The organism is Paenibacillus oryzisoli, assembly GCF_001653565.1.
Lineage (GTDB): Bacteria > Bacillota > Bacilli > Paenibacillales > NBRC-103111 > Paenibacillus_E > Paenibacillus_E oryzisoli.
In genome coordinates this window covers 19,352-39,027 of record NZ_LYPB01000082.1, presented here as the reverse complement: position 1 = coordinate 39,027, position 19,676 = coordinate 19,352, and the positions used below count along the sequence as shown (strand labels likewise).

Sequence of the window (19,676 nt, the reverse complement as noted above, 5' to 3'; positions counted from 1 at the left end):
GCGACCGAGGTCGGATCGGGAGCTCCTCCTTAAGTCGGGGATTGGTTTCAGGCACCCTGCTATCACGTTTACGCCAAGTCTAGCTCCAAAACTACCGGACAGTGATCGCTCCCTAGAATATCACAGGCGATCGATGCCTCCGTGATGTTAGGTGCTAAGCGCACAGATGCGAGGAAATAGTCAATGCGCCAGCCGACATTCCGAGCACGAACGCCAGGCATATTGGACCACCACGAGTACACGTCAGTTCTCTCCGGATATAGGTGTCGGAACGTATCGAGAAAGCCTGCGGCTAATAAATCCGTCATTTTGCCACGTTCTTCGAGGGTGAAGCCGGAATTGTTATGATTGCCTTTGGCGTTTTTCAAGTCGATTTCATGATGGGCCACATTCAAATCACCGCAAACCAACACAGGCTTGATCGCATCCAACCCGACTAAATAATCGCGAAACCGATCTTCCCACTCTAATCGATAGGGCAGTCTGGATAAATCGCGCTTGGCATTCGGCGTATATACAGTTACGAGATAGAATTTCTCGAATTCCAAGGTCAGAATGCGACCTTCAGGCTCGGAATCTTCTTCTATACCGTATCGGACAGAAAGTGGTTCCACTTTGGAGAAAACGGCTGTGCCGGAGTACCCTTTTTTCTCTGCATAGTTCCAATACTGCTTATAACCTTCACCCAGATCGAGGTCGATTTGCCCCTCCTGCAACTTCGTTTCCTGCAAACAGAATAGATCTGCATCCACTTCTTTGAAATAATCCGTAAACCCTTTATTCACACAGGCTCTCAAGCCATTCACATTCCAAGATACTAGTTTCATAGTTGCTACTCCTTGCTCTATTAATGATAGTTTACATCTAGAAATTAGTTTACCATATCTTCGCGCCAGAGTTCTCTTCTAATCTTCACGCATTGGGTGCTGTATATCGCCGCACTCGAATCCTGGGCGCGATGTCGCCGATGCATGGCGGTGGTCGAACCATCTAAACTCACTTTTTCCGAGAGATCACGAAAATTAGCTGTAGTTTATACAGTTAGACTTTTCCTTTGTCCTGCTAGTGCGGGTAACATCTCCATCATCAGGTACGCAGGAAGACGCAACGGCCTGTCAATCAGATCCCCCAATTCCCCAATATAAGAAAAACCCATACGACTTCATCAGGATTATTGATTTAATTTCTCTTGAAGCAGATGCTATACTTTATATATCCTACTAAACGTATCGGTTTAATACTACCCCATGAAAGCGAGGTCCCCCATGACCAAAATATATAATAATTTAACAGAACTCGTCGGCAATACACCGCTGCTGGAACTCTGGAATTTCAATAAACGGCAAGGGCTTGATGCGCGAATTATCGCGAAGTTAGAGTATTTCAATCCGGCGGGTAGCGTGAAAGATCGCATCGGTTATGCCATGCTGAAGGAAGCAGAACGGAAGGGGAGAATCAATAAGGATACTGTCATTATCGAGCCGACAAGTGGAAATACGGGCATCGGTCTGGCTTTTGCAGCAGCAGCCTTGGGTTATCGATTGATCATTATTTTACCGGATTCATTCAGTGAAGAGCGTCGCAAAATTGTAAGAGCCCTAGGTGCAGAACTTGTCCTCACACCTGCTTCAGAAGGTATGCAGGGGGCTATTCGCAAGGCGAAGGAATTGGCTGCTGGGCTGCCTAATGCTTATATCCCTCAACAGTTCAGCAATCCAGCCAACCCGGAGGTTCATCGCACGACCACCGCCGAAGAAATTTGGCGAGATACGGGCGGGAAGGTTGATATTTTTGTAGCAGGCGTAGGTTCAGGAGGCACCATTACAGGGGTAGGAGAGATTCTGAAACAGCGGCATTCTGATGTTCAAATTGTGGCTGTTGAGCCTGCGGATTCCCCTGTGTTGTCCGGTGGCACGCGAGGTGTACACCAGATTCAAGGCATTGGCGCAGGTTTCGTGCCGGAGAACTTCAACCGGGCCATCGTGGATGAAATCCTCACGGTTAGCAATGAAGAGGCAATGGAAACGGCGCGCCAATTGGCCAAAAGCGAAGGGCTTCTCGTTGGTATTTCCTCTGGAGCTGCAGCTTTCGCTGCCGTTCAACTGGCGAAGCGACCTGAGAATAAAGGGAAGACGATCGTCGTCATCCTGCCGGATACAGGGGAGCGATATTTGTCATCGGCGTTGTTTGCAGAGCTCGAATAATCATACTCACACAGCCGAATAGACCGTGAAAGGTAGTGAAATCGCACCTTTCACGGTTTTTTGCGTGCTGAAATCCAACGGAATTCCATAAAACAGTCCAAAAGCTCCCTGAAGCTGATTTGACCCTTGAATTAGGTTCAGCTTCCATCGGTTATATGCTTCGTCATAATGCTGAGGTTGAATATATGTTTGCAAACTGGTTTTTCAGTGTGAAAATTCCTGAAGGGATTAAGCTGTGAAAGAGAATGCCGCAGAGGCCCCAACTCAGCATTGATTCGTATATATAGATGGAAAAAGAGACTATGGGGACCTTCCCGTAGTCTCTTTCAATTCAAATATAAGACTTTATAAGTTTCACTTTCTAAAGTGTCTTATATTTCTGGATAAACGCTCCCGTCCTTATGGGACGGAGTAGCCGTTTATTTCGGGGCAGAAGCCCGGTGTCTTGGCGCAGAGGAGCTTTGCATACTTCGGATCGAGCTTGGCAAGCTCTGTGAAATAGCTGCTAACGGCATGATTACCAGCGAATGAACCGGTTGGAAAGTCGAGCTCAACGGCTTTTTTAACATGAATATAGTGATAGAGGTCACCTGTACGAGGTGATTTATAGACAAGAGGCGGCAGTGAAGGCACCATATCATTGCGATTATACACGCGATAGTGGGGACCTGTTTTGCGATTAAATTGACCTGCGAATGTTGTGTTGCCGACTCGGGGTGAACCGAATGTGTAGACAGAAGGGTCTCTAAACTTGGTGTTCGTTGCCAAATCTGCCGCACATAGGGTAGCAAGTGAGCCGCCAAGGCTGTGACCTGTGAGGTAGAGTTGTTTCTGTGGGGATAGTTTACTCATGGCCGTTACAATTTGCTTGCGAGCGGATTGGTAAATATCCAGAAACCCCTGGTGCACGAGACCGCCATCTTTGGCATAAGGGTAATCGGTCTGTCTGGCAATGGCATCCGAAATCCAGTCCGATGTGGTGGATGTGCCTCGAAATACAATCACAATTTGACTGTCGGATTCTGTAATAAAGCCAAATAGCTCACGCCCTCCAAAAGCGGAATTCGCCGTGAATGGGGTCACGATCCGATAGGCAGCGGGTAAAATAACGCTTTCGGTTCCTTGTGCCAATTGGGTATAGCTTTGACCGCACATCGCTGCGAGGCGAAGGGCAGTTCGCGTATCCATAGAGTTGTTGAACATGATGACATGCCTCCACAGCCAGGATCAGATATACCTATTGATATGAAAATATTGGATACATGTCCTCCGACAACTGCCTATTTGTGGAGGATTTCAGGTATAATAGGCATGTTGCAACCAGTACAAGAGCGAAGCCAGGTTGGTTGTCAATGAGAGGAAAGGTGGAATAGACGCATGTTAAGAAGGTTTTTTTCGTACTATCGGCCCTATAAGCACTTATTTATTTTGGATTTCACTTGTGCGGTGGTGGCTGGGTTACTGGAACTAGGGTTCCCGCTAGCGGTCAATCAGGTTGTCGATAAATTGCTTCCTGCAGGGAATTGGGGCTGGATCATTTGGGCGTGCGTAGGATTGTTGGCTGTCTATGCGCTGAATACATTGCTGAACTTTGTCGTTACCTATTGGGGTCACATGTTGGGGATTAACATTGAAACCGATATGCGGAAGAAAATGTTCCACCATCTGCAGAAGCTGAGCTTCCGGTTCTACGACAATAACAAGACCGGGCAGCTCATGTCGCGGATGTCGAATGATTTGCTTGAAATTGGCGAGGTTGCGCATCATGGTCCAGAGGATTTATTTATTGCAGTCATGACGCTCATTGGCGCACTTCTGTTGATGCTACAGATTAATGTGAAGCTGGCACTGCTAACGTTTGTTATAGTACCATTCCTGTTGTGGATTGCGGTATTCTTTAATCAGAAAATGACCAAAACTTTCCGTCGCATGATGGGCGATCTAGCGGATATTAATGCGCGAGTCGAAGATAACATCGGTGGTATTCGTGTGGTACAAGCGTTCGCGAATGAAGCCCATGAGAAGAAATTGTTCGAGGTGAACAATGGCCGATTCCGATTGACGAAGTTGGCTTCCTATAAAATCATGGCGTGGAACATTTCATTAAGTTACATCTTAATGCGCTCCGTGACGGTATTCGTCCTTATCTGTGGAACGTGGTTTGTTATCGATAAGCAGATTACTTATGGCGAGTTCATTGCTTTTGTTCTATTAACGAACGTATTCTTAGGCCCGATTCAGAAAATCAATAACGTCATTGAGAGCTATCCGAAAGGGATCGCGGGCTTCAAACGCTATGTAGAAGTCATTGATACTGAGCCGGAAGTGGATAATACTCCGAATGCTCGGAAGGTAGACCACTTGGATGGTCAGATCAAGTTTGATAACGTCTCCTTCGGGTACGGGGAAGGGGATCGCGTATTGAACAACATAACCCTCTCCATTCGTGCAGGGGAGACGGTTGCGTTTGTAGGTCCTTCTGGCGCAGGCAAAACGACCATCTGCTCCTTGCTGCCGCGCTTCTACGATGTTAGCGAAGGCAGCATTACGATTGATGGGCTCGATGTTCGTCAAATCGAGCTAGAGTCGCTGCGCCGCCAAATCGGCATCGTGCAGCAGGATGTTTTCCTGTTCTCCGGCACCATGCGGGAGAACATTGCGTACGGCAAGCTAGGCGCGACGGATGCGGAGATCTGGGACGCTGCGCAGCGCGCGCAGCTGCAGGGTTATATCCAGTCCCAGCCGAAGGGACTGGATACGGTGATCGGAGAGCGCGGCGTCAAGCTCTCCGGCGGTCAGAAGCAGCGCCTCGCGATCGCGCGCATGTTCTTGAAGAATCCGCCGATTCTCATCTTAGATGAGGCGACATCGGCGCTGGATACCGAGACCGAAGCGGCGATCCAGCAGTCCTTGGCGGAGCTGTCGAAGGGCCGCACGACGCTCGTCATTGCGCATCGACTCGCGACGATCAAGAACGCGGACCGCATCGTCGTTGTGACCGAAGACGGCATCACCGAGCAAGGCGCGCATGAGGAACTCATCGCCGTCGGAGGTGTCTACAGCAGGCTGCATCAGGCGCAGTTTAGTTCTTAAGAAGCTTTCGCCTCCCTGTTTGTTTGGGGAGGCGAAGGCTTTTTTGTTTGCAACGGTTTCGTCCCATGGCATGGCGCAGGGGCTCGTTCCCCCAAAAAAACGTTATGGAAACACCTTATTCCCTCGTAAAATGAAGAACTTCGAAGAATAGCGTTACAACATAGCGTAATTCATCCCAAACAGCCGAATTTCGCTTCATTTGGTCCGAATAGCACTATTTCATAACGTTATTTATCAGTAGAACGGTAGAGTGGGACAAATAACGTTATGGCAAACCTCTATTTTGGAATTGCATGTGACTATCTGTGTAAAGGGTGATGCTTACCAGTGAAATCAATCATTTCCGTGAAAATTTACCAAGTTGTATGCTAATAAGCCTCCATATATATTCGGCAGTCTATGATTCAACTTTTGAGAGAGCCTATTTCCCCTGTTTCCTGCGTGCCTTTTAGGCTGCAAGTTTCCACATCGCTGGATTCTACGTCCCAGGAAGAGATTTGGCCCAAAGGTCGGATGGTGAGATAATCTTTTACAACAGAATAGACTAGTCCTGCCCAAATCCTTCGTGCTAAACTAGGACCATACAACGATTATTTACCTAAGGTAAATTATAAAAGAGGTGGCACGGTTTGAAGTCAATAGGACGATGGCTATTGCTGGGCGCGATTACGTTGATCGGTATCTTTTTGCTGAGTAATATTCGGCAGATGTTCTTATCCGTCCAGCCTGATCAGATCAAAGTAACAGTCAATGCCAGTATTAGCATGCAGAAGCTAAGTGAGATGCTGCCCGGCAGCAAGATCTTAAATGAGAAAGGTGGACTATTAGAAGTCCCTTACGGCAAGTTCTGGGAGTACCAAGGCACGGCCATGACGATCAAAGGTGTGCTGCGATCCGCGGTCGTTCCACTAGAGAAGCCTATTATCTCGTGGCGCTATTATGGCTACACCGTGCAGGATCAACTGAAAGGGTTCTTGCATGGCGACTTTGGCAAATACCGGGATCCTTATACCCGCAAGGAAGTGCCGATGACGACAGCCATTCCCACAATGCTGCTCAAAACCTGCACCTATTTCATCCCAGGCTTGCTGCTAGCGATCCTACTCAGTATACTGGTTGCCTTGTGGGCTTCCATATCAAGACGTGTTGGCGCTGTGCTGGATGGTATTCATGCGCTGCTTGTTGGATTACCCGACTTTTTCTTGATCGTGCTCATTCAATTGGCGGCGATTTACGCAACGAAGATCCTCGGACACTATGTGCTGCTAATCGTTCAAGTTGGTGAAAGAACACCATTCCTTATTCCTTTTCTGACGATTGCATTGATTCCGTCGGTGACGATCTATGGAACGCTTCGCGTCGCGATTGCACGGGAATTGGGGCAAGATTACGTTGTTACTGCACTAGCCAAAGGACTGACGCGACGCGAAGTGCTCGTCTCGCATGTGCTCCGGAATGTGCTCGAGGATGTGTTGGCTATTTTGCCAAGAGCAACGACATTAGCTCTTGCCAGTATGGCCGTTGCCGAGGCGATTTGTGGCATTGGTGGCTTAGGTGGTTTCATCATTCTTCCGATCTATCAGGGGATTACTTCCATGTCCGCTATCTGTGTGGTGCTGGGCGTAGTAGCCATGGCTTTTCATATCCTGTATGCGCTGCTGCGAAAACGGTTCGTGGTACGTGCGGAGGAGGCGGCGAGGCCATGAGAAAACGTCCTTCTACCGCTTTTTATATATCCATCGCGATCTTGGCGCTATTCCTGCTGGTGATGGTGTTCGGGTCCTGGTTGAAGCCGCATGGCATCTCGCCAGAGGATAAAATCAACATGATTCAGTACCAAGAGGACGGCAAAACCAGATATGCCATCCCGCCATACGCACCCAATAGTACCTTCTTACTTGGAACCGATCACCGTGGATTCGACATGCTCAGCTTATTATTAAATGGGTTAAAATACACATTAGGCACGGCGCTTGGTCTGACCTTGCTTCGTTTTGCCGTGGCCTTGCCCTGGGGTTTATGGAGCGGGATGACGAGCAGAGGGCGTGGCCTTCTCCGTTCCTTACAATGGGCGGTTGCCGCGGTGCCGGCTTTTATTTTCCTCTATCCGCCGCTTGCGGGGATGTATTATGGGCTAAGGCTCGATCTTGGAGCTAAAGCAGATCCGCACAATAAGCTGCTGTTCAGCATCACCTTCATTGTCTTAATCACTCTGATTGGCATATTCCCGCTGGCTCATCAGATTGCAGATCGGACACGCTTTTATAGTGGCAAAATGTTCATAGAAGCCTCCCGTCTCATGGGCGGTTCGTTCTGGCATCGGACGCACCGACATATCTTCCCTTCGATGCGGAATGAAATGATGTTCACTTTCTTAAGCGAGTTCATGCAGGTGCTGTTCTTACTGGGGCAGCTAGCCGTATTCAATATCGTGCTTGGTGGAACAGAGACGATCGGCGACGAGGAAGCCGGCTTCCAAATCACCATCAGCACCTCGGGGGAGTGGCTGTCACTGATCGCCTACGGTGCACGTTATATACGTCTACACCCTTGGATCATACTGAGTGCGGGCACAAGCTTTGCTTTATTATTCCTTTCACTGCAATTTTTCTTGAATCAGCTCAAGCGCCGCTATGGCGAAGATCGCCAGCTGATGTAGGAGAGTCGAGTGTCCATCTAAAAGGGTGGAGCTCGGCTTTTTTGTTGGCCTTGTAGGAAGTCGGAGTGGAGGAACTCGTGCGACTGTAACTCTCCGATTACGACCTAACGTGAGGGGACTTCCCGCAAGGTGCCTGCGCGGCAGGTACCTCCCTAACGATGCTTTCTGTTGGGTACCCACGTACAGGACGGCTCCACACGGACGCCACCTGCGCACGGTGGCTGTCATATCGGTAGGCTGGTACTGTTTCACGTTGATGGCTACAAGATTTCTCAATTTAACGCGCAAAGAGGCGGCTCCTCATGATTAACTGGAAAACCTACAGCTATTTACGATCAAAATGGACTGAATTTACAAATAGATGGATTTTATGTTGTTATTTCTTACTCATCTGCCTGAAATGCTTGAAATAGAAATAATTAACTGTACATTTTCAAGCTATTCTTCAAAAGGGGCCAAATCAGGGCAATTTAACTGGAGTTTTTCCATCTATTATTGTGGAAGTCCCTCAAATATAGCTACTTTTACACACCACTCCTCCCTCCCAAGTCACAATTACCGAGCTCCATCTTTCATACCTCCCAAGTCACAAATACCCGCCCATCACCAACCTCCCTTCCCAGCCAGCCAATACCCGCCCATCACCAACCTCCCTCCTAAGCCACAAAATACTACTAAGGAACCACCCTTACTCAAGTGCTGATCTAGCGCTGGAATAGAGAGCGATCATCGAGATGTCATCATATTTAGATTATAATAAATGTTATTATGGTATATATTATATGTTATAATACTGTTAAAGGAGGCGAACTAACCATGGAGGATAAACAAGACAAAACGAAACGACTCTCGGTTTATTTGCCTGAGAAAGTGAAATCTGAGTTAGAACAGATGGCGGATGATACGGGGTTATCGATGACTCAGCTGATCGTCATGGCAACGCAGGGGCTGCTTGCTAACTATGCTGCACAGGGTGGCGCGATTTTTGCGGATCTGCTGTCAGCGAGACATCGTATTCTACACGAAGTGAAAGAGAAGCAGGCGCTTCTTGATCAAGAGAAGCTGAACATGCAAGCCTACTACGGCGCACGGGCAGAGGAGTATGAGCGGATGTATCACCGGGAGGATACGGAGTATCAGCAAGAATTGGCGCTTCTGTCTGGTATTCTGAAGGGGCAGGTAGAGGGACGCCGTGTGCTGGAAATTGCCTGCGGCACGGGCTACTGGACGCACATTGCCGCAGAAACGGCGACAAATCTGGTTGGCGTAGACATTCGCCCAGAGGTGCTGCGTATCGCGGAGTCGAAGACATGGCCGAGGGGGAATGCGTCCTTCAAGGAAGGAGATGCCTATGAGCTCTCCCAGATACAAGGAGTATTCGACTTCGGACTGGCGAACTTCTGGTTTTCGCATATCCCGCGGAATCGAATCGAGGGCTTTTTGCAAGGTTTCCATGAACGGTTGGGCAGCGGGGCGCAGGTGTTTATCGCAGATAATGTGTATGTGCCTGGCAGGGGCGGTGAGCTTATCACTCTTGAAGATAGCGAAGACACCTACAAAAGACGCGAATTAGCCGATGGATCCAAGCATGAAATACTGAAGAATTATTATAGCTACGAAGAGTTGCGTGATATTTTCCGACCCATGTCGCAGCATTTGCGCATCTTTGTGGGAGACAGCTTCTGGTATGTGTGCTATACAATCAAGTAGCCGATTATCGGTACCCTATTTGACGTAAATAAAGGAGGCCATACCCATGAGTGTTACGTTCCATACGACGGTGATGAAAGCCCATAATAAAAATGCCACGGGGATTTCCATCCCCGAAGAGGTTATGACGACGTTAGCAGGAGGCAAAAAGCCGAGCGTATCCGTGACCCTGAACGGTTACACATATCGAACAACCATCGCGGTCATGGGCGGTGAATACCTTATCCCGCTCAGTGAAGCCCATAGACAAGCTTCCGGTTTGAAGGCGGATGACCCTGTTGAGGTAACGCTGGCTTTGGACCTTGTTCCTCGAACAGTGGAAGTCCCAGCCGACTTACACTCAGCGTTATCTGAAGTGGAGGGCGCCGTACAACGATTCGAGGCTCTCGCTTTCTCCAAGCGCAAAGAATTCGTCCGCCAAGTCGAGGACGCGAAGACACCAGAGACACGCCTACGCCGGATTGCCAATGTTGTTACGCAGATGAGCAGTACTTAGCGGTACATTATTTCCTCAACGCTTAGTGCCCTGATGTGAATTTCAGTCCGAGCACACCGACCAGAATTAAAACCATAAATAAAATCCGAGTCAAACTGATCGGTTCATCGAGAAATAGCGTACCAATGATAATTGCGCCGACTGCTCCAATGCCGGTCCATGCCGCATAGGCCGTTCCAATGGGAAGAGTTTTCGTTGCTACAGCTAAGAAATAGAAGCTAACGATCATGCCTAGAATCGTAACAATCGATGGGACAAGTCGTGTGAATCCATTGGAGAATTTTAATGAGATTGCCCATACGACCTCAAATACACCTGCAATAGCTAGAAATAACCATGCCATACTGAACACTCCTTTATGAGGGGATCTACCGATATCAGTGTCACAAAAAAACAGAGAAAAGCCCGGGAATATCGCACGAATGCGATAGACTCCCGGGCTTTTCTCCCTCCGTGACCACAGCATATTTGCTGTGTGTTTTCCCTTGGACCAGCCGACGTTGAGACGCCGCGGAACCCTAGAAAACGACATGCCGTTATTATAGGCTCGCTAACATGCGATGTCAAGTTACACATTTTGTCTGCTGCGTACTTAGCTTATCCCTATTCCTCTAGCGCTATGTTGTTCAATGCCAAATGCGCACGGAACATAGCCGTCGTATCAGGGTGTTCTTGTTCGGGTACCCACGAGGTGGCATCCCAAATTTTGGACAACTTAAGAGCGCGACTGCAGTGCACGAAGCATTCCTGCACCTCGACGCCTACAGCGGCGACAGGTGATTTTCCATTAAGCTGCATAGTCGCAAGGAGTTCCTCATCTTTCGTCAGCCAAGCGCGCCCGTTGACGCGGAGCACGGTCTCAACCCCAGGGATGACGAAGATGAGGCCAACCTGTGGATTGGCCAGTAGATTATACATCGAATCGATTCGGCGGTTTCCGAGTCTTTCCGGATAAACGAAGCGGTGATTATCGAGAACGCGAACGAAGCCAGGGCTATCGCCGCGAGGAGAAACATCACATAATCCATTCGCACCCGAAGTGGATAAGAAGAATAATGGTGACTTGGCGATGAACGCTTGGGCGTGGTCATCAATTTGATTGATTACTTTATTTTGTACGGCAGGATGAGGCTCTCCAATTATTGCTCTAATTTCATCAATGGAACGAACGATGCCAGGAAATGGGGGTGACGTACTGTCTTGTGTGTTATCCATGCGTTCTTTTCCTTTCTAAAGGCCAGAAGGCCCTTATTCAAAATATCAGAATTTAAATGCGGAACATCATAAATTGGCTGTATTCCTCCGAGAGCTCTCGTCTTCGAAAGAGGACGTATCCGGTTATCTACTTATATCCTAGTATACGTTGATAGCCTCGTTCCAATGAATGAAGCCCTGCAAGTCGCTCTTACGAGCAGAGCTTGCAGGGCTTCATTCTGTACCGAGAATATTACTTGGATTCAGCAGTTAGTTGATTGTAGATATCATCCCATAGAACTCGTCTGGCTGATACGTACCGCTTCGCATAATAGGATTCGCTCAACTTATTCTTAACAACACCTTGATTGGTAGCGGAGTGAACGAATTCACCATTACCGAGGTACATCCCTACGTGAGAGATACCGCTGCCATCTGTGTTGAAAAATACAAGATCGCCCTTACGAAGATCACTTTTGTCAACCCAGTAGCCTTCACTGTTTTGTGATTTGGAGCTGTGTGGAAGATCGATGCCGAACTCGTCAAACAAGTAGGATGTGAACCCAGAGCAATCGAATCCTTTGAGTGTCGTTCCTGCCCATTTGTAAGGAGTCCCAACAAGATCGTTTACCGCCTTGTCCATATCGGATGCAGCGAAAACGCTTCCTACACTTACGCTCAAAAACAAAACAAGACTAAAAATAAGACCAACAACTTTCTTCAACTGCTTGTCTCCTTCCGGTGCCTACGAGGTTAGCTGGAGGGTTCGGTTGAAGGTTCCCTATGATCCCTGTCTTGCAAGATCAATTCACCCGGAGTGGTTCCCCCGTTTCCCCAAAAACTGAGGAATTCGGCATGAAATATTTGGTTTTTTGATGCTAGTATTTTTATTTCGTCATAATGTTTGAAAATCCTCTTTTACGGGTAAATAATAGGCGAAAAAATAGTCTAATTGTTCGGAAAATAGACAAAAAAATCCCCATTCTCGATGAGAAGGGGATAACGCGCGTTTTTTTAGTTTTTTTTACCTGAATTAATTGGATATTTTGGCTGAAAGTAGCTGATATTGGGAAGATATACCCCAAATTTGGACGAATATGTGAAAGAGTGGGTAGAGTTGATAAATAATAAGGGCCACCAATCCTGCCCATAGGTATGTAGCTGTAACTGTGACCCCTGCCAAAAGTCCTGTGAACAGTAACAGGATAATGGCAAGTCCGACAATCGGCAGCGAATATCGAAAGAAAGAGAAGAGGGTTGATAGGATCCCTAACTTGGCTGCAATAGCGAATTGCACATACATAAATAGAAGTTGCAAGAGAAAACCGTAAAGCAGTAAACCAAGTATCCAAGGAAGAAGTTTCATTATGATCTGCTCATAGGAGCCGCTATGCCCTAGCAAATAAGCAGCTTTGGGAATAAGCCAAATGAGTGGAATCAGCGTAAGCGCCATGCGGATCAGATACACGAGCAGGAAAGGGAGCATGAGCTCCTTCATCCCGCGAAAGAAACGATAGCCAGCATTCTGGTGAGAATGGGTAAGTGAATAATAAACACCGCCATTGAAGAGAGGCGTCAATACCATACGAACACACATGAGGGCGGCTAACCACCATAAATAGGAATGGCTGAGGTCTGTTTTGATTAACTGGAACTGGCTTTCCGCTAGGAAAATCTGCAATGCTTGCTTGGGCTGCTCAGCGCCAGGGAACCGATGCATGAGAGGGATGAGTATTCCCTGCACGAGTTTATACAGGAGAACACCCCAGCCCATCTGATATAGGAACAAAATGATCGTGGCAAAGGGCTGCGCCATTGCTGCCCTAAAGCCTGATTTGATATAGGTGGCCAACGAGGGTCCCTCCTCAGTGTGTGTTATAAGACGTAAGCCAAGTCCTCACCAGGCAACTGAGCCAAATATGGCTTGTAGGAATTGAACAATGCCGAGATTCCAGCGAATTTGCCACTTCGGATTTAATTGTGTTTGATAAAAATTGTTGATGTGCTTATTTTCAAGAATAAGTGTGTACTTAGGATCAATGCGCACCCAGTCGACAGGGGAGGCATGGGTTAATTTAAATTCGATACTACCTTCCTTGCCATCCCATGTCTTATCTAGCGTTGTGCCATCAGTGAAGTGGAATTGAATCGGCACTTCTGGTGAGTTACCCCCCATTTTCACGATGCGGATCGTGCTTTCGTAGGTCTCTGAACCTTTGGTGCCCTGTGGCTGGACGTGAACGCTCTCGACGGAATAATCCATCATCAGATTGCCGTAGACATATTGGTTAAAGAAGTCGCCCCAGTCTGTTTTAGTAATCTCCTCCACGACCTGTTGGAAATCCTTTGTAGACGGATGCTTGAACTGCCACTTCTGGAAGTAAGATTTCATGATGCGATCCATCGTCTTGATACCGACTTGCGCCTCAATGGCTTTGAGCACGAGCTTACCGCGCGTGTACACATTTTCGGCATATTGGTCATGGCCTGTGTACGCCCATGCTTCTTTCTGAAGTCCATTTGGTGAAGTGATATAACTGGATTCAACAGGCAGATTAGGTACTTCCCCGTATTCGGCTTCCATGACTTTATCCTCTGCATATGACGTGAAGCCTTCATCTAGCCATGCTTCTTCGAATTCGTTGCTGGCAACAAGTCCATAGAAGAACTGGTGGCCGATCTCATGGACGACGACGCGTTCTAGTTCTAAGTCTGGATCTTTGTCGCTGGCACCCCATGCGGTGACTAAAGTTGGATATTCCATGCCGCCAGCGCCATTCCCACCAGGAGGGGGGACGACGATGGAAAGGGTAGAATAAGGATACGTTCCGTACCATTGACTATAGCGGGATAGTGCTTTTTTGGCCGCATACATGTAACGATCCTTCAAGTCTTGATGATTGGGATCCAGATACAATTTGATTTTGACACCTGGAATTTGTGGCGTAGAGAAGGGCTCTTCCACATAAACGAAATGAGGAGAAGCGGACCAAGCAAAGTCATGCACGTCCTCGGCATAGAATTGGTATGTCTTCGTGCCCTTGTCCGTCACAGCAGGTTTAACAGGAAATCCTGTAGCTGCCACCGTATAATTCGCAGGCACTTGGATTTTCACATCGTACATGCCGAAATCGGCGTAAAACTCGGAGTTTCCGTGGTATTGGTGGAGATTCCAGCCAGGCTCAGCTCGTCCCCTAGTTCCCTTGCGTTCATAGGCGGCAACCTTCGGGAACCATTGACCAGCCATTACGAAGTCACCGACATATCCCATTCTGGCAAAAGCTGCAGGCAGCTTAACGAGAAATTCAGTTCTGATCGTTACACTTTCCCCAGGTCCAACAGGCTTGGTTAACGGTATTTTGAGAAGCGTGTGGTCATCTTTATTGCCGTCATCTGGCTGAACGAATGACATTCGTTTGGAGAGATCATCACCCGCATCTGATTTCACTGAGAGCAGCTCCATACTGCCAGTACTCTCTTCTTTCGCTTCGTCTTCTCGCAACTTTCCGCCAGATTCGCGCATGAATGTCGTTTTCTTCGAGGCGAATGCATTCGGATAGAGGTGAAGATACATTTCTTGTACAGGAACTGAGCCAGGATTTTCCCATGTGAGTGTTTGTTGACCTTGGAGTTGTCTCGTTTCTGGTGTGTAGGCAACATTCATGTGATATTCGGCAATACGGTAACTAAGTGGTGTTGAAGTTTCTAACGGTTTGCCATTATCTACAGGCTGCATGTCCGGTGTCTGAACATAGGGAACATCTTTAGAGACGACAGGAACAGTCCCTCTTGGTGTGGAGGGGAGCAAGGTGTTCGTTATTAACACTGCGCCGGCAGCAAGGAGCATGACAGCAAACCACTGTACCTTGCGGCTATTGAATAGAGCATTCATATCCATGAGATTCACCCCGCCTAAACAAGCATCTACAGCATGTATATGTAGACAACCTAGGGAATATTTCTGCGAGGAGAAAGAAATATATGAAATGTTCATGGGAGCCTGCCGCCACTTGTTCTACTGAGTGACTTTCGCTACAATGAAAGCATGTCGTCATTTTAACCTAATGTAGAGTGGAAGGTGCCCTAATGGAAGCGGATAAGAAGAAGCTGGCCTTAAATATAGTAAGTTCGAAAGTGAATCACAAAGGCTTCGGTGCAGGAGCCATTGATCTTAGTAACGTCTCCGGTATCATAATTGATGGGGATGAAGCGTATCTGGATGAAGGAACTCTGCATGCTAAGAGTAAGATTGAAAAAGGGATCAAATTCTCCACGAACAAGGAAGATGTTCCGAATGGTCGGAAGGCATGGATCGTCTGGGTAGCGGTTGATCGTACAGAAGAGGGCGCTTACTATGCAGGGATGTCTGCTTGTGAAATGCTAATCGATACCGAAGCGCGCCGCGGATGGAAGATTCTTGCGGAGCATGTCAATAAAATGGACGGCGCGATGAAACGCAAATTCATCCTAGAAGGCTTGTCTGACAGTGAGCGGTCAGCCCTTCGAAACTGCTTGATTGCGCACAACGAAGACTGGTGGAATCGCTCGGATGGAAGCCTCAAGGATGCACTCTCCTAAGCTTTAGGCGGGGATTATCTAGAATGTGAACATTATGTGTCATCCATTGTTCCGCATTGTCGAAGCGGGTATACTAGACCCTAGTGTATGTTACCTCATATACTAGGACAGCAAAAAGGCAGGACTAAGACGCGCTTAGTACTGCCTTTTTGTGTTTTCATGTAGTGGCAAGTTAGTCGTTCCACCAACGTTTCAGATCGTTCCACCATGAGCCGTTATCGCCTTTAGGGCCGGCTTTTTGGCCGCCTGCCGTATCTGGATTAGCAGGTTTCCCCGTACAATAGGTTGTAGGTTCAGTTCCAACAAGGAAAGCCTCCATTTTAGCATTCGGACAGTCCTCATTCGACAATTTGCCGCTCACAGGGTCAATATAAACCGTCGATACCCCTTCAGGGATCGGGAACAGCTTGGGCGGAATCGCATCCAAGGTCTGTTCGGTAAAATCCGCAAAGATCGGTGAAGCGAGATGTGATTCTACCGTAGTGATATTACGGCTTTTGTCATAGCCGACCCAGACTGCAGTGGAGAGCTCAGGCGTAAATCCGACGAGCCACGCATCTGTATCAGTGGTACCTGTTTTGCCAGCAATTGGTCGTTTAATCGTACCAGCTACACGGTTACCTGTTCCACCCTCTTCGAATACACTCTCCATTAAATTGGTCATCACATACGCAACTGCAGGTGGTATCACTTGCTCCTCTACGGGAGTTGCTTCATATAAGAGACGCCCATTCGCATCCTCGATTCGCAGAATAGCGGTCGTTTCATGGTGCACCCCCTGATTCGCAATAGAGGCAAAGGCCGAAGCCATCTCCAGTGGACTCACAGGGAAAGAGCCTAGCGCTAACGAAGGCAGTGGCTTCATTGGTGAAGCAACACCGAGTTTACGCGCGAAGTCTATAACCTTCTGTGGCCCCACTTCAAGAATCGTATGCACCGCATAAATGTTATCTGATTTCGAAATTGCTTGACGCATATCCATATTCGCATTTGTATACTGATCGTTGAAATTTCTTGGCGTATATTGCTGACGACCTTCATCGTAGGTAAATACCGTCGGTTCACTCTTCACCATAGAGACTGGGGTGAAGCCATTCATAAGTGCAACCATGTACACGAAAGGTTTAAAGGATGACCCTGGCTGTCGTGTATTCGACAGGACGCGGTTGAACTGATTTTCCGCATAGTCGCGACCGCCAACCATGGCTTTAATCTCACCCGTGCGCGGATCTACCGCAACAAGTGCGGCCTGCAGATCGGGCTTACCTTCGAGCTGCTTAGTAATGACATTCTCCGCAATATGTTGGGCATTCTTATCCAGCGTCGTATAGATGCGTATGCCGCCTTCATCGAACTGTTCTTCCGTAATACCGAGCTTTTCCGTCGCTAGATTACGGACATAATCCCTGAAATAAGGGGCAGCGGAAGGCTTCTTTTTCGTTAAAGGCAGAATCGTCAGCTTTTCCTTGCCTGCTGCGTCAGCGGCACTTTGGGTAATAAAGCCACTGTTCACCATCGTCTGGAGAACGACTTTTTGCCGATCCATCGCATTCTGCAAATCATAATAAGGGGAATAGTAACGCGGTCCTTTCGGCACCCCGGCGATCATAGCGCTTTCGGCCAATGTCAATTCACTGGCATGTTTGCCGAAAAAAAGTTCAGACGCAGTCTCAATGCCATAGGTCGAATGCCCATAATAGATTTGATTTAGGTAATCGGCGAGAATATCATCCTTGCTAAGCTGCATTTCCATTTGAATGGCATACACGGTTTCCTTGAATTTGCGCGTCCATGTACGATCATGGGTTAAATATAAATTACGTGCTAACTGTTGCGTGATGGTACCTGCTCCTTGCACCTTCGCCATCGCTTGAACATTCACAATGGCTGCGCGTGCTACCGCTTTAACATCCACACCGAAATGATCGTAGAAATTCTGGTCCTCCACAGCAAGCGTTGCATGTATTAAGTAAGGTGAGATGTCCTTTAATGAAACGACCTGCCGATTTTGCCCTGAATAAAAGGTATCAATTACCTCGCCATGTACATCATACATCTGAGAGGTTTGCATCGTTTTGGTGACAGGCAGGGTTTGAGCACGCAAATAAACGAGAAAGACGGTGGTCCCGATGAGCAATAGCAAGCTGCAGGTGAAGAAGAAAGAGAAGGTCTTCTTGATCCGTCTCATCCACCGCATAGAAGCAGGAATATCATCTTTTCGTCTGGCAGATTGTGTTTCTGGCGTTTGTTGGCGAGTCTTCTCATTCGTATTCTCATTCTCATTCTCGGACATGCTTCCCATGCCTCCCTTCTCCTTGCCCAAAGGCGCTATTAACCAGTATGGAAAAGCATGGCAGTCCGTATTCAATGAATTGTAAATATTTTTTGTTAATTGGTTAAAAGATCGAGGAAAATATTGCATTTTGGGGGTAATGAACTATAATACAATTTGGGCGTGTCAAGGGACTGGAAATTAGCACCCTAACTCGTATGACTTTTCCAGCTGGTGGAACACTGTTAGAGATAACCAATGTCAGGAATTATTCATCCAAATAGAGAAGCGAAAGAAGGGTTACTTATGGAATTATGGTACACAGAGAAACAAACGGATAGCTTCGGTATCACAGCAAAAGTGACTGAAACTTATGTAAGAGAACAAACGGATTTCCAAGATCTTTCCATGATCGAAACCGAAGAGTGGGGCACGATGCTAACACTTGACGGCATGGTAATGACAACGGTGAAAGACGAGTTCGTCTATCACGAAATGGTTGCTCATCCAGCGCTTGTTACGCACCCGAACCCAGAGTACGTACTTGTTGTGGGCGGCGGAGACGGCGGCGTTATTCGTGAAATCATGAAGCACCCGAAAGTGAAAAAAGCCGTTCTTGTTGATATCGATGGCAAAGTTATCGAGTACTCCAAGAAATACCTGCCAACAATCGCTGGCGAATTGGATAACCCACGCGTTGAAGTTATCGTTAACGATGGCTACATGCACATTCATGATCACAAAAATACGTACGATGTCATCATGGTTGATTCCACTGAGCCTGTAGGCCCAGCTGTTGAGCTGTTCTCCAAAGGTTTCTACCAAGGGATCTTCGATGCATTAAAAGAAGACGGAATCTTCGTTGCTCAAACGGACAACCCATGGTTCAAAGCCGATTTGATCCAAACGGTAAATCGCGACGTGAAAGAAATTTTCCCGATCGTTCGTGTATACAGTGCGAATATCCCTACATACCCAAGCGGTCTGTGGACATTCACCATGGGCAGCAAAAAGCACGATCCGCTTCAAGTAGAAGAATCAGCAATCCCTGAATTCCCAACGAAATACTACACACCACGCTTGCACAAAGCAGCGTTCGTATTGCCTAAATTTGTCGAAGATTTGATTAAATAAGCTGTTTATCGCAGTATTTGAACGGAGGGAGTCGCTTTGTCGGCTCCCTTTTTTATTTTTGGCAAGCGAAGCTGCTCATATCTAAACCGAACCCAAAAGGCAAACCCAAAAGGTAAACCCAAGTGGTAACTCCTAAAGGTGAACGCAAAAGGCAACCCCGAGTGGTAACCCCAACAGCAAACGCAAACAGCAAGCCCCAAAGGAACACAAGTGGTAACCCCAAAGGTGAACGCAAAAGGTAAACGCAAAAGAGCAAACTCAAACGGCGAACGCAAAAGCCCAACCCAACCCAACCCAACCCAACCCAACCCAACCCAACCCAACCCAACCCAACCC

General features: G+C 47.6%; 16 protein-coding genes and 2 riboswitches. Of the genes, 8 read left to right on the top strand and 8 right to left on the bottom strand.

Annotated elements, in window-relative coordinates; genetic code table 11:
- Window positions 1-68: 68 nt before the first annotated feature.
- Window positions 69-827, bottom strand: coding sequence for an exodeoxyribonuclease III (locus A8708_RS24910; RefSeq protein ID WP_068668017.1), 759 nt, complete (start codon window positions 825-827; stop codon window positions 69-71).
- A gap of 438 nt (window positions 828-1,265) precedes the next feature.
- On the opposite strand from A8708_RS24910, the gene cysK reads away from it, so the two are divergent.
- A complete protein-coding gene (gene cysK / locus A8708_RS24905; RefSeq protein ID WP_068668016.1) occupies window positions 1,266-2,204 on the top strand; it encodes a cysteine synthase A in 939 nt (312 codons plus the stop codon).
- A 399-nt stretch (window positions 2,205-2,603) separates the two neighbouring features.
- Here cysK and A8708_RS24895 read toward each other — a convergent pair whose 3' ends face one another.
- Entirely contained in the window at window positions 2,604-3,407 is an 804-nt protein-coding gene (locus tag A8708_RS24895; protein WP_068668014.1) for a lipase family protein, read from the bottom strand.
- 174 nt (window positions 3,408-3,581) lie between these two features.
- Between A8708_RS24895 and A8708_RS24890 the strand changes: the two genes are divergently transcribed.
- The 5 genes from A8708_RS24890 to A8708_RS24870 all read left to right on the top strand — a co-directional run bounded on the left by A8708_RS24890 (window position 3,582) and on the right by A8708_RS24870 (window position 10,162).
- Window positions 3,582-5,297: an ABC transporter ATP-binding protein gene (locus A8708_RS24890; protein ID WP_068668013.1), complete on the top strand. Its 1,716-nt coding sequence runs from the start codon at window positions 3,582-3,584 to the stop codon at window positions 5,295-5,297.
- Between the two features lie 629 nt (window positions 5,298-5,926).
- Window positions 5,927-7,003 carry an ABC transporter permease subunit gene (locus tag A8708_RS24885; protein WP_068668012.1) on the top strand — a complete coding sequence of 359 codons (1,077 nt, stop codon included), beginning with the start codon at window positions 5,927-5,929 and terminating at the stop codon, window positions 7,001-7,003.
- Entirely contained in the window at window positions 7,000-7,956 is a 957-nt protein-coding gene (locus A8708_RS24880; protein ID WP_068668011.1) for an ABC transporter permease subunit, read from the top strand. Before A8708_RS24885 ends, A8708_RS24880 begins: the two co-directional genes overlap by 4 nt.
- Before the next feature lie 816 nt (window positions 7,957-8,772).
- A complete protein-coding gene (locus A8708_RS24875) occupies window positions 8,773-9,666 on the top strand; it encodes a methyltransferase domain-containing protein (protein ID WP_167355928.1) in 894 nt (297 codons plus the stop codon).
- Window positions 9,667-9,712: 46 nt separating this feature from the next.
- Window positions 9,713-10,162, top strand: coding sequence for a YdeI/OmpD-associated family protein (locus A8708_RS24870; RefSeq protein WP_068668010.1), 450 nt, complete (start codon window positions 9,713-9,715; stop codon window positions 10,160-10,162).
- A 22-nt stretch (window positions 10,163-10,184) separates the two neighbouring features.
- Here A8708_RS24870 and sugE read toward each other — a convergent pair whose 3' ends face one another.
- From sugE to A8708_RS24845, 5 genes are all read right to left on the bottom strand, one after another.
- Window positions 10,185-10,505, bottom strand: a complete 321-nt coding sequence (gene sugE, locus A8708_RS24865; RefSeq protein ID WP_068668009.1) for a quaternary ammonium compound efflux SMR transporter SugE — start codon at window positions 10,503-10,505, stop codon at window positions 10,185-10,187.
- 87 nt (window positions 10,506-10,592) lie between these two features.
- A riboswitch (guanidine-I (ykkC/yxkD leader) is annotated at window positions 10,593-10,695 on the bottom strand.
- Between the two features lie 70 nt (window positions 10,696-10,765).
- Complete coding sequence (locus A8708_RS24860) at window positions 10,766-11,377, bottom strand: MSMEG_1061 family FMN-dependent PPOX-type flavoprotein (RefSeq protein ID WP_068668008.1); 612 nt, start codon at window positions 11,375-11,377, stop codon at window positions 10,766-10,768.
- A gap of 232 nt (window positions 11,378-11,609) precedes the next feature.
- The gene (locus tag A8708_RS24855) at window positions 11,610-12,080 is read right to left on the bottom strand and encodes a C40 family peptidase (protein ID WP_068668007.1); all 471 of its coding nucleotides are present in this window, start codon (window positions 12,078-12,080) and stop codon (window positions 11,610-11,612) included.
- A 3-nt stretch (window positions 12,081-12,083) separates the two neighbouring features.
- Window positions 12,084-12,222: riboswitch (cyclic di-AMP (ydaO/yuaA leader) on the bottom strand.
- A 167-nt stretch (window positions 12,223-12,389) separates the two neighbouring features.
- Window positions 12,390-13,208, bottom strand: a complete 819-nt coding sequence (locus tag A8708_RS24850) for a hypothetical protein (RefSeq protein ID WP_082927780.1) — start codon at window positions 13,206-13,208, stop codon at window positions 12,390-12,392.
- Window positions 13,209-13,253: 45 nt separating this feature from the next.
- Complete coding sequence (locus A8708_RS24845; protein WP_068668096.1) at window positions 13,254-15,248, bottom strand: M1 family metallopeptidase; 1,995 nt, start codon at window positions 15,246-15,248, stop codon at window positions 13,254-13,256.
- Window positions 15,249-15,442: 194 nt separating this feature from the next.
- On the opposite strand from A8708_RS24845, the gene A8708_RS24840 reads away from it, so the two are divergent.
- A complete protein-coding gene (locus A8708_RS24840) occupies window positions 15,443-15,934 on the top strand; it encodes a YwhD family protein (RefSeq protein ID WP_068668006.1) in 492 nt (163 codons plus the stop codon).
- Window positions 15,935-16,106: 172 nt separating this feature from the next.
- On the opposite strand, the gene A8708_RS24835 is transcribed toward A8708_RS24840, so the two are convergent.
- The gene (locus tag A8708_RS24835; RefSeq protein ID WP_068668095.1) at window positions 16,107-18,227 is read right to left on the bottom strand and encodes a transglycosylase domain-containing protein; all 2,121 of its coding nucleotides are present in this window, start codon (window positions 18,225-18,227) and stop codon (window positions 16,107-16,109) included.
- 285 nt (window positions 18,228-18,512) lie between these two features.
- Here A8708_RS24835 and speE point away from each other — a divergent pair, with 285 nt between their 5' ends.
- Window positions 18,513-19,340 carry a polyamine aminopropyltransferase gene (gene speE / locus A8708_RS24830; RefSeq protein WP_057311106.1) on the top strand — a complete coding sequence of 276 codons (828 nt, stop codon included), beginning with the start codon at window positions 18,513-18,515 and terminating at the stop codon, window positions 19,338-19,340.
- Window positions 19,341-19,676 lie beyond the last annotated feature (336 nt).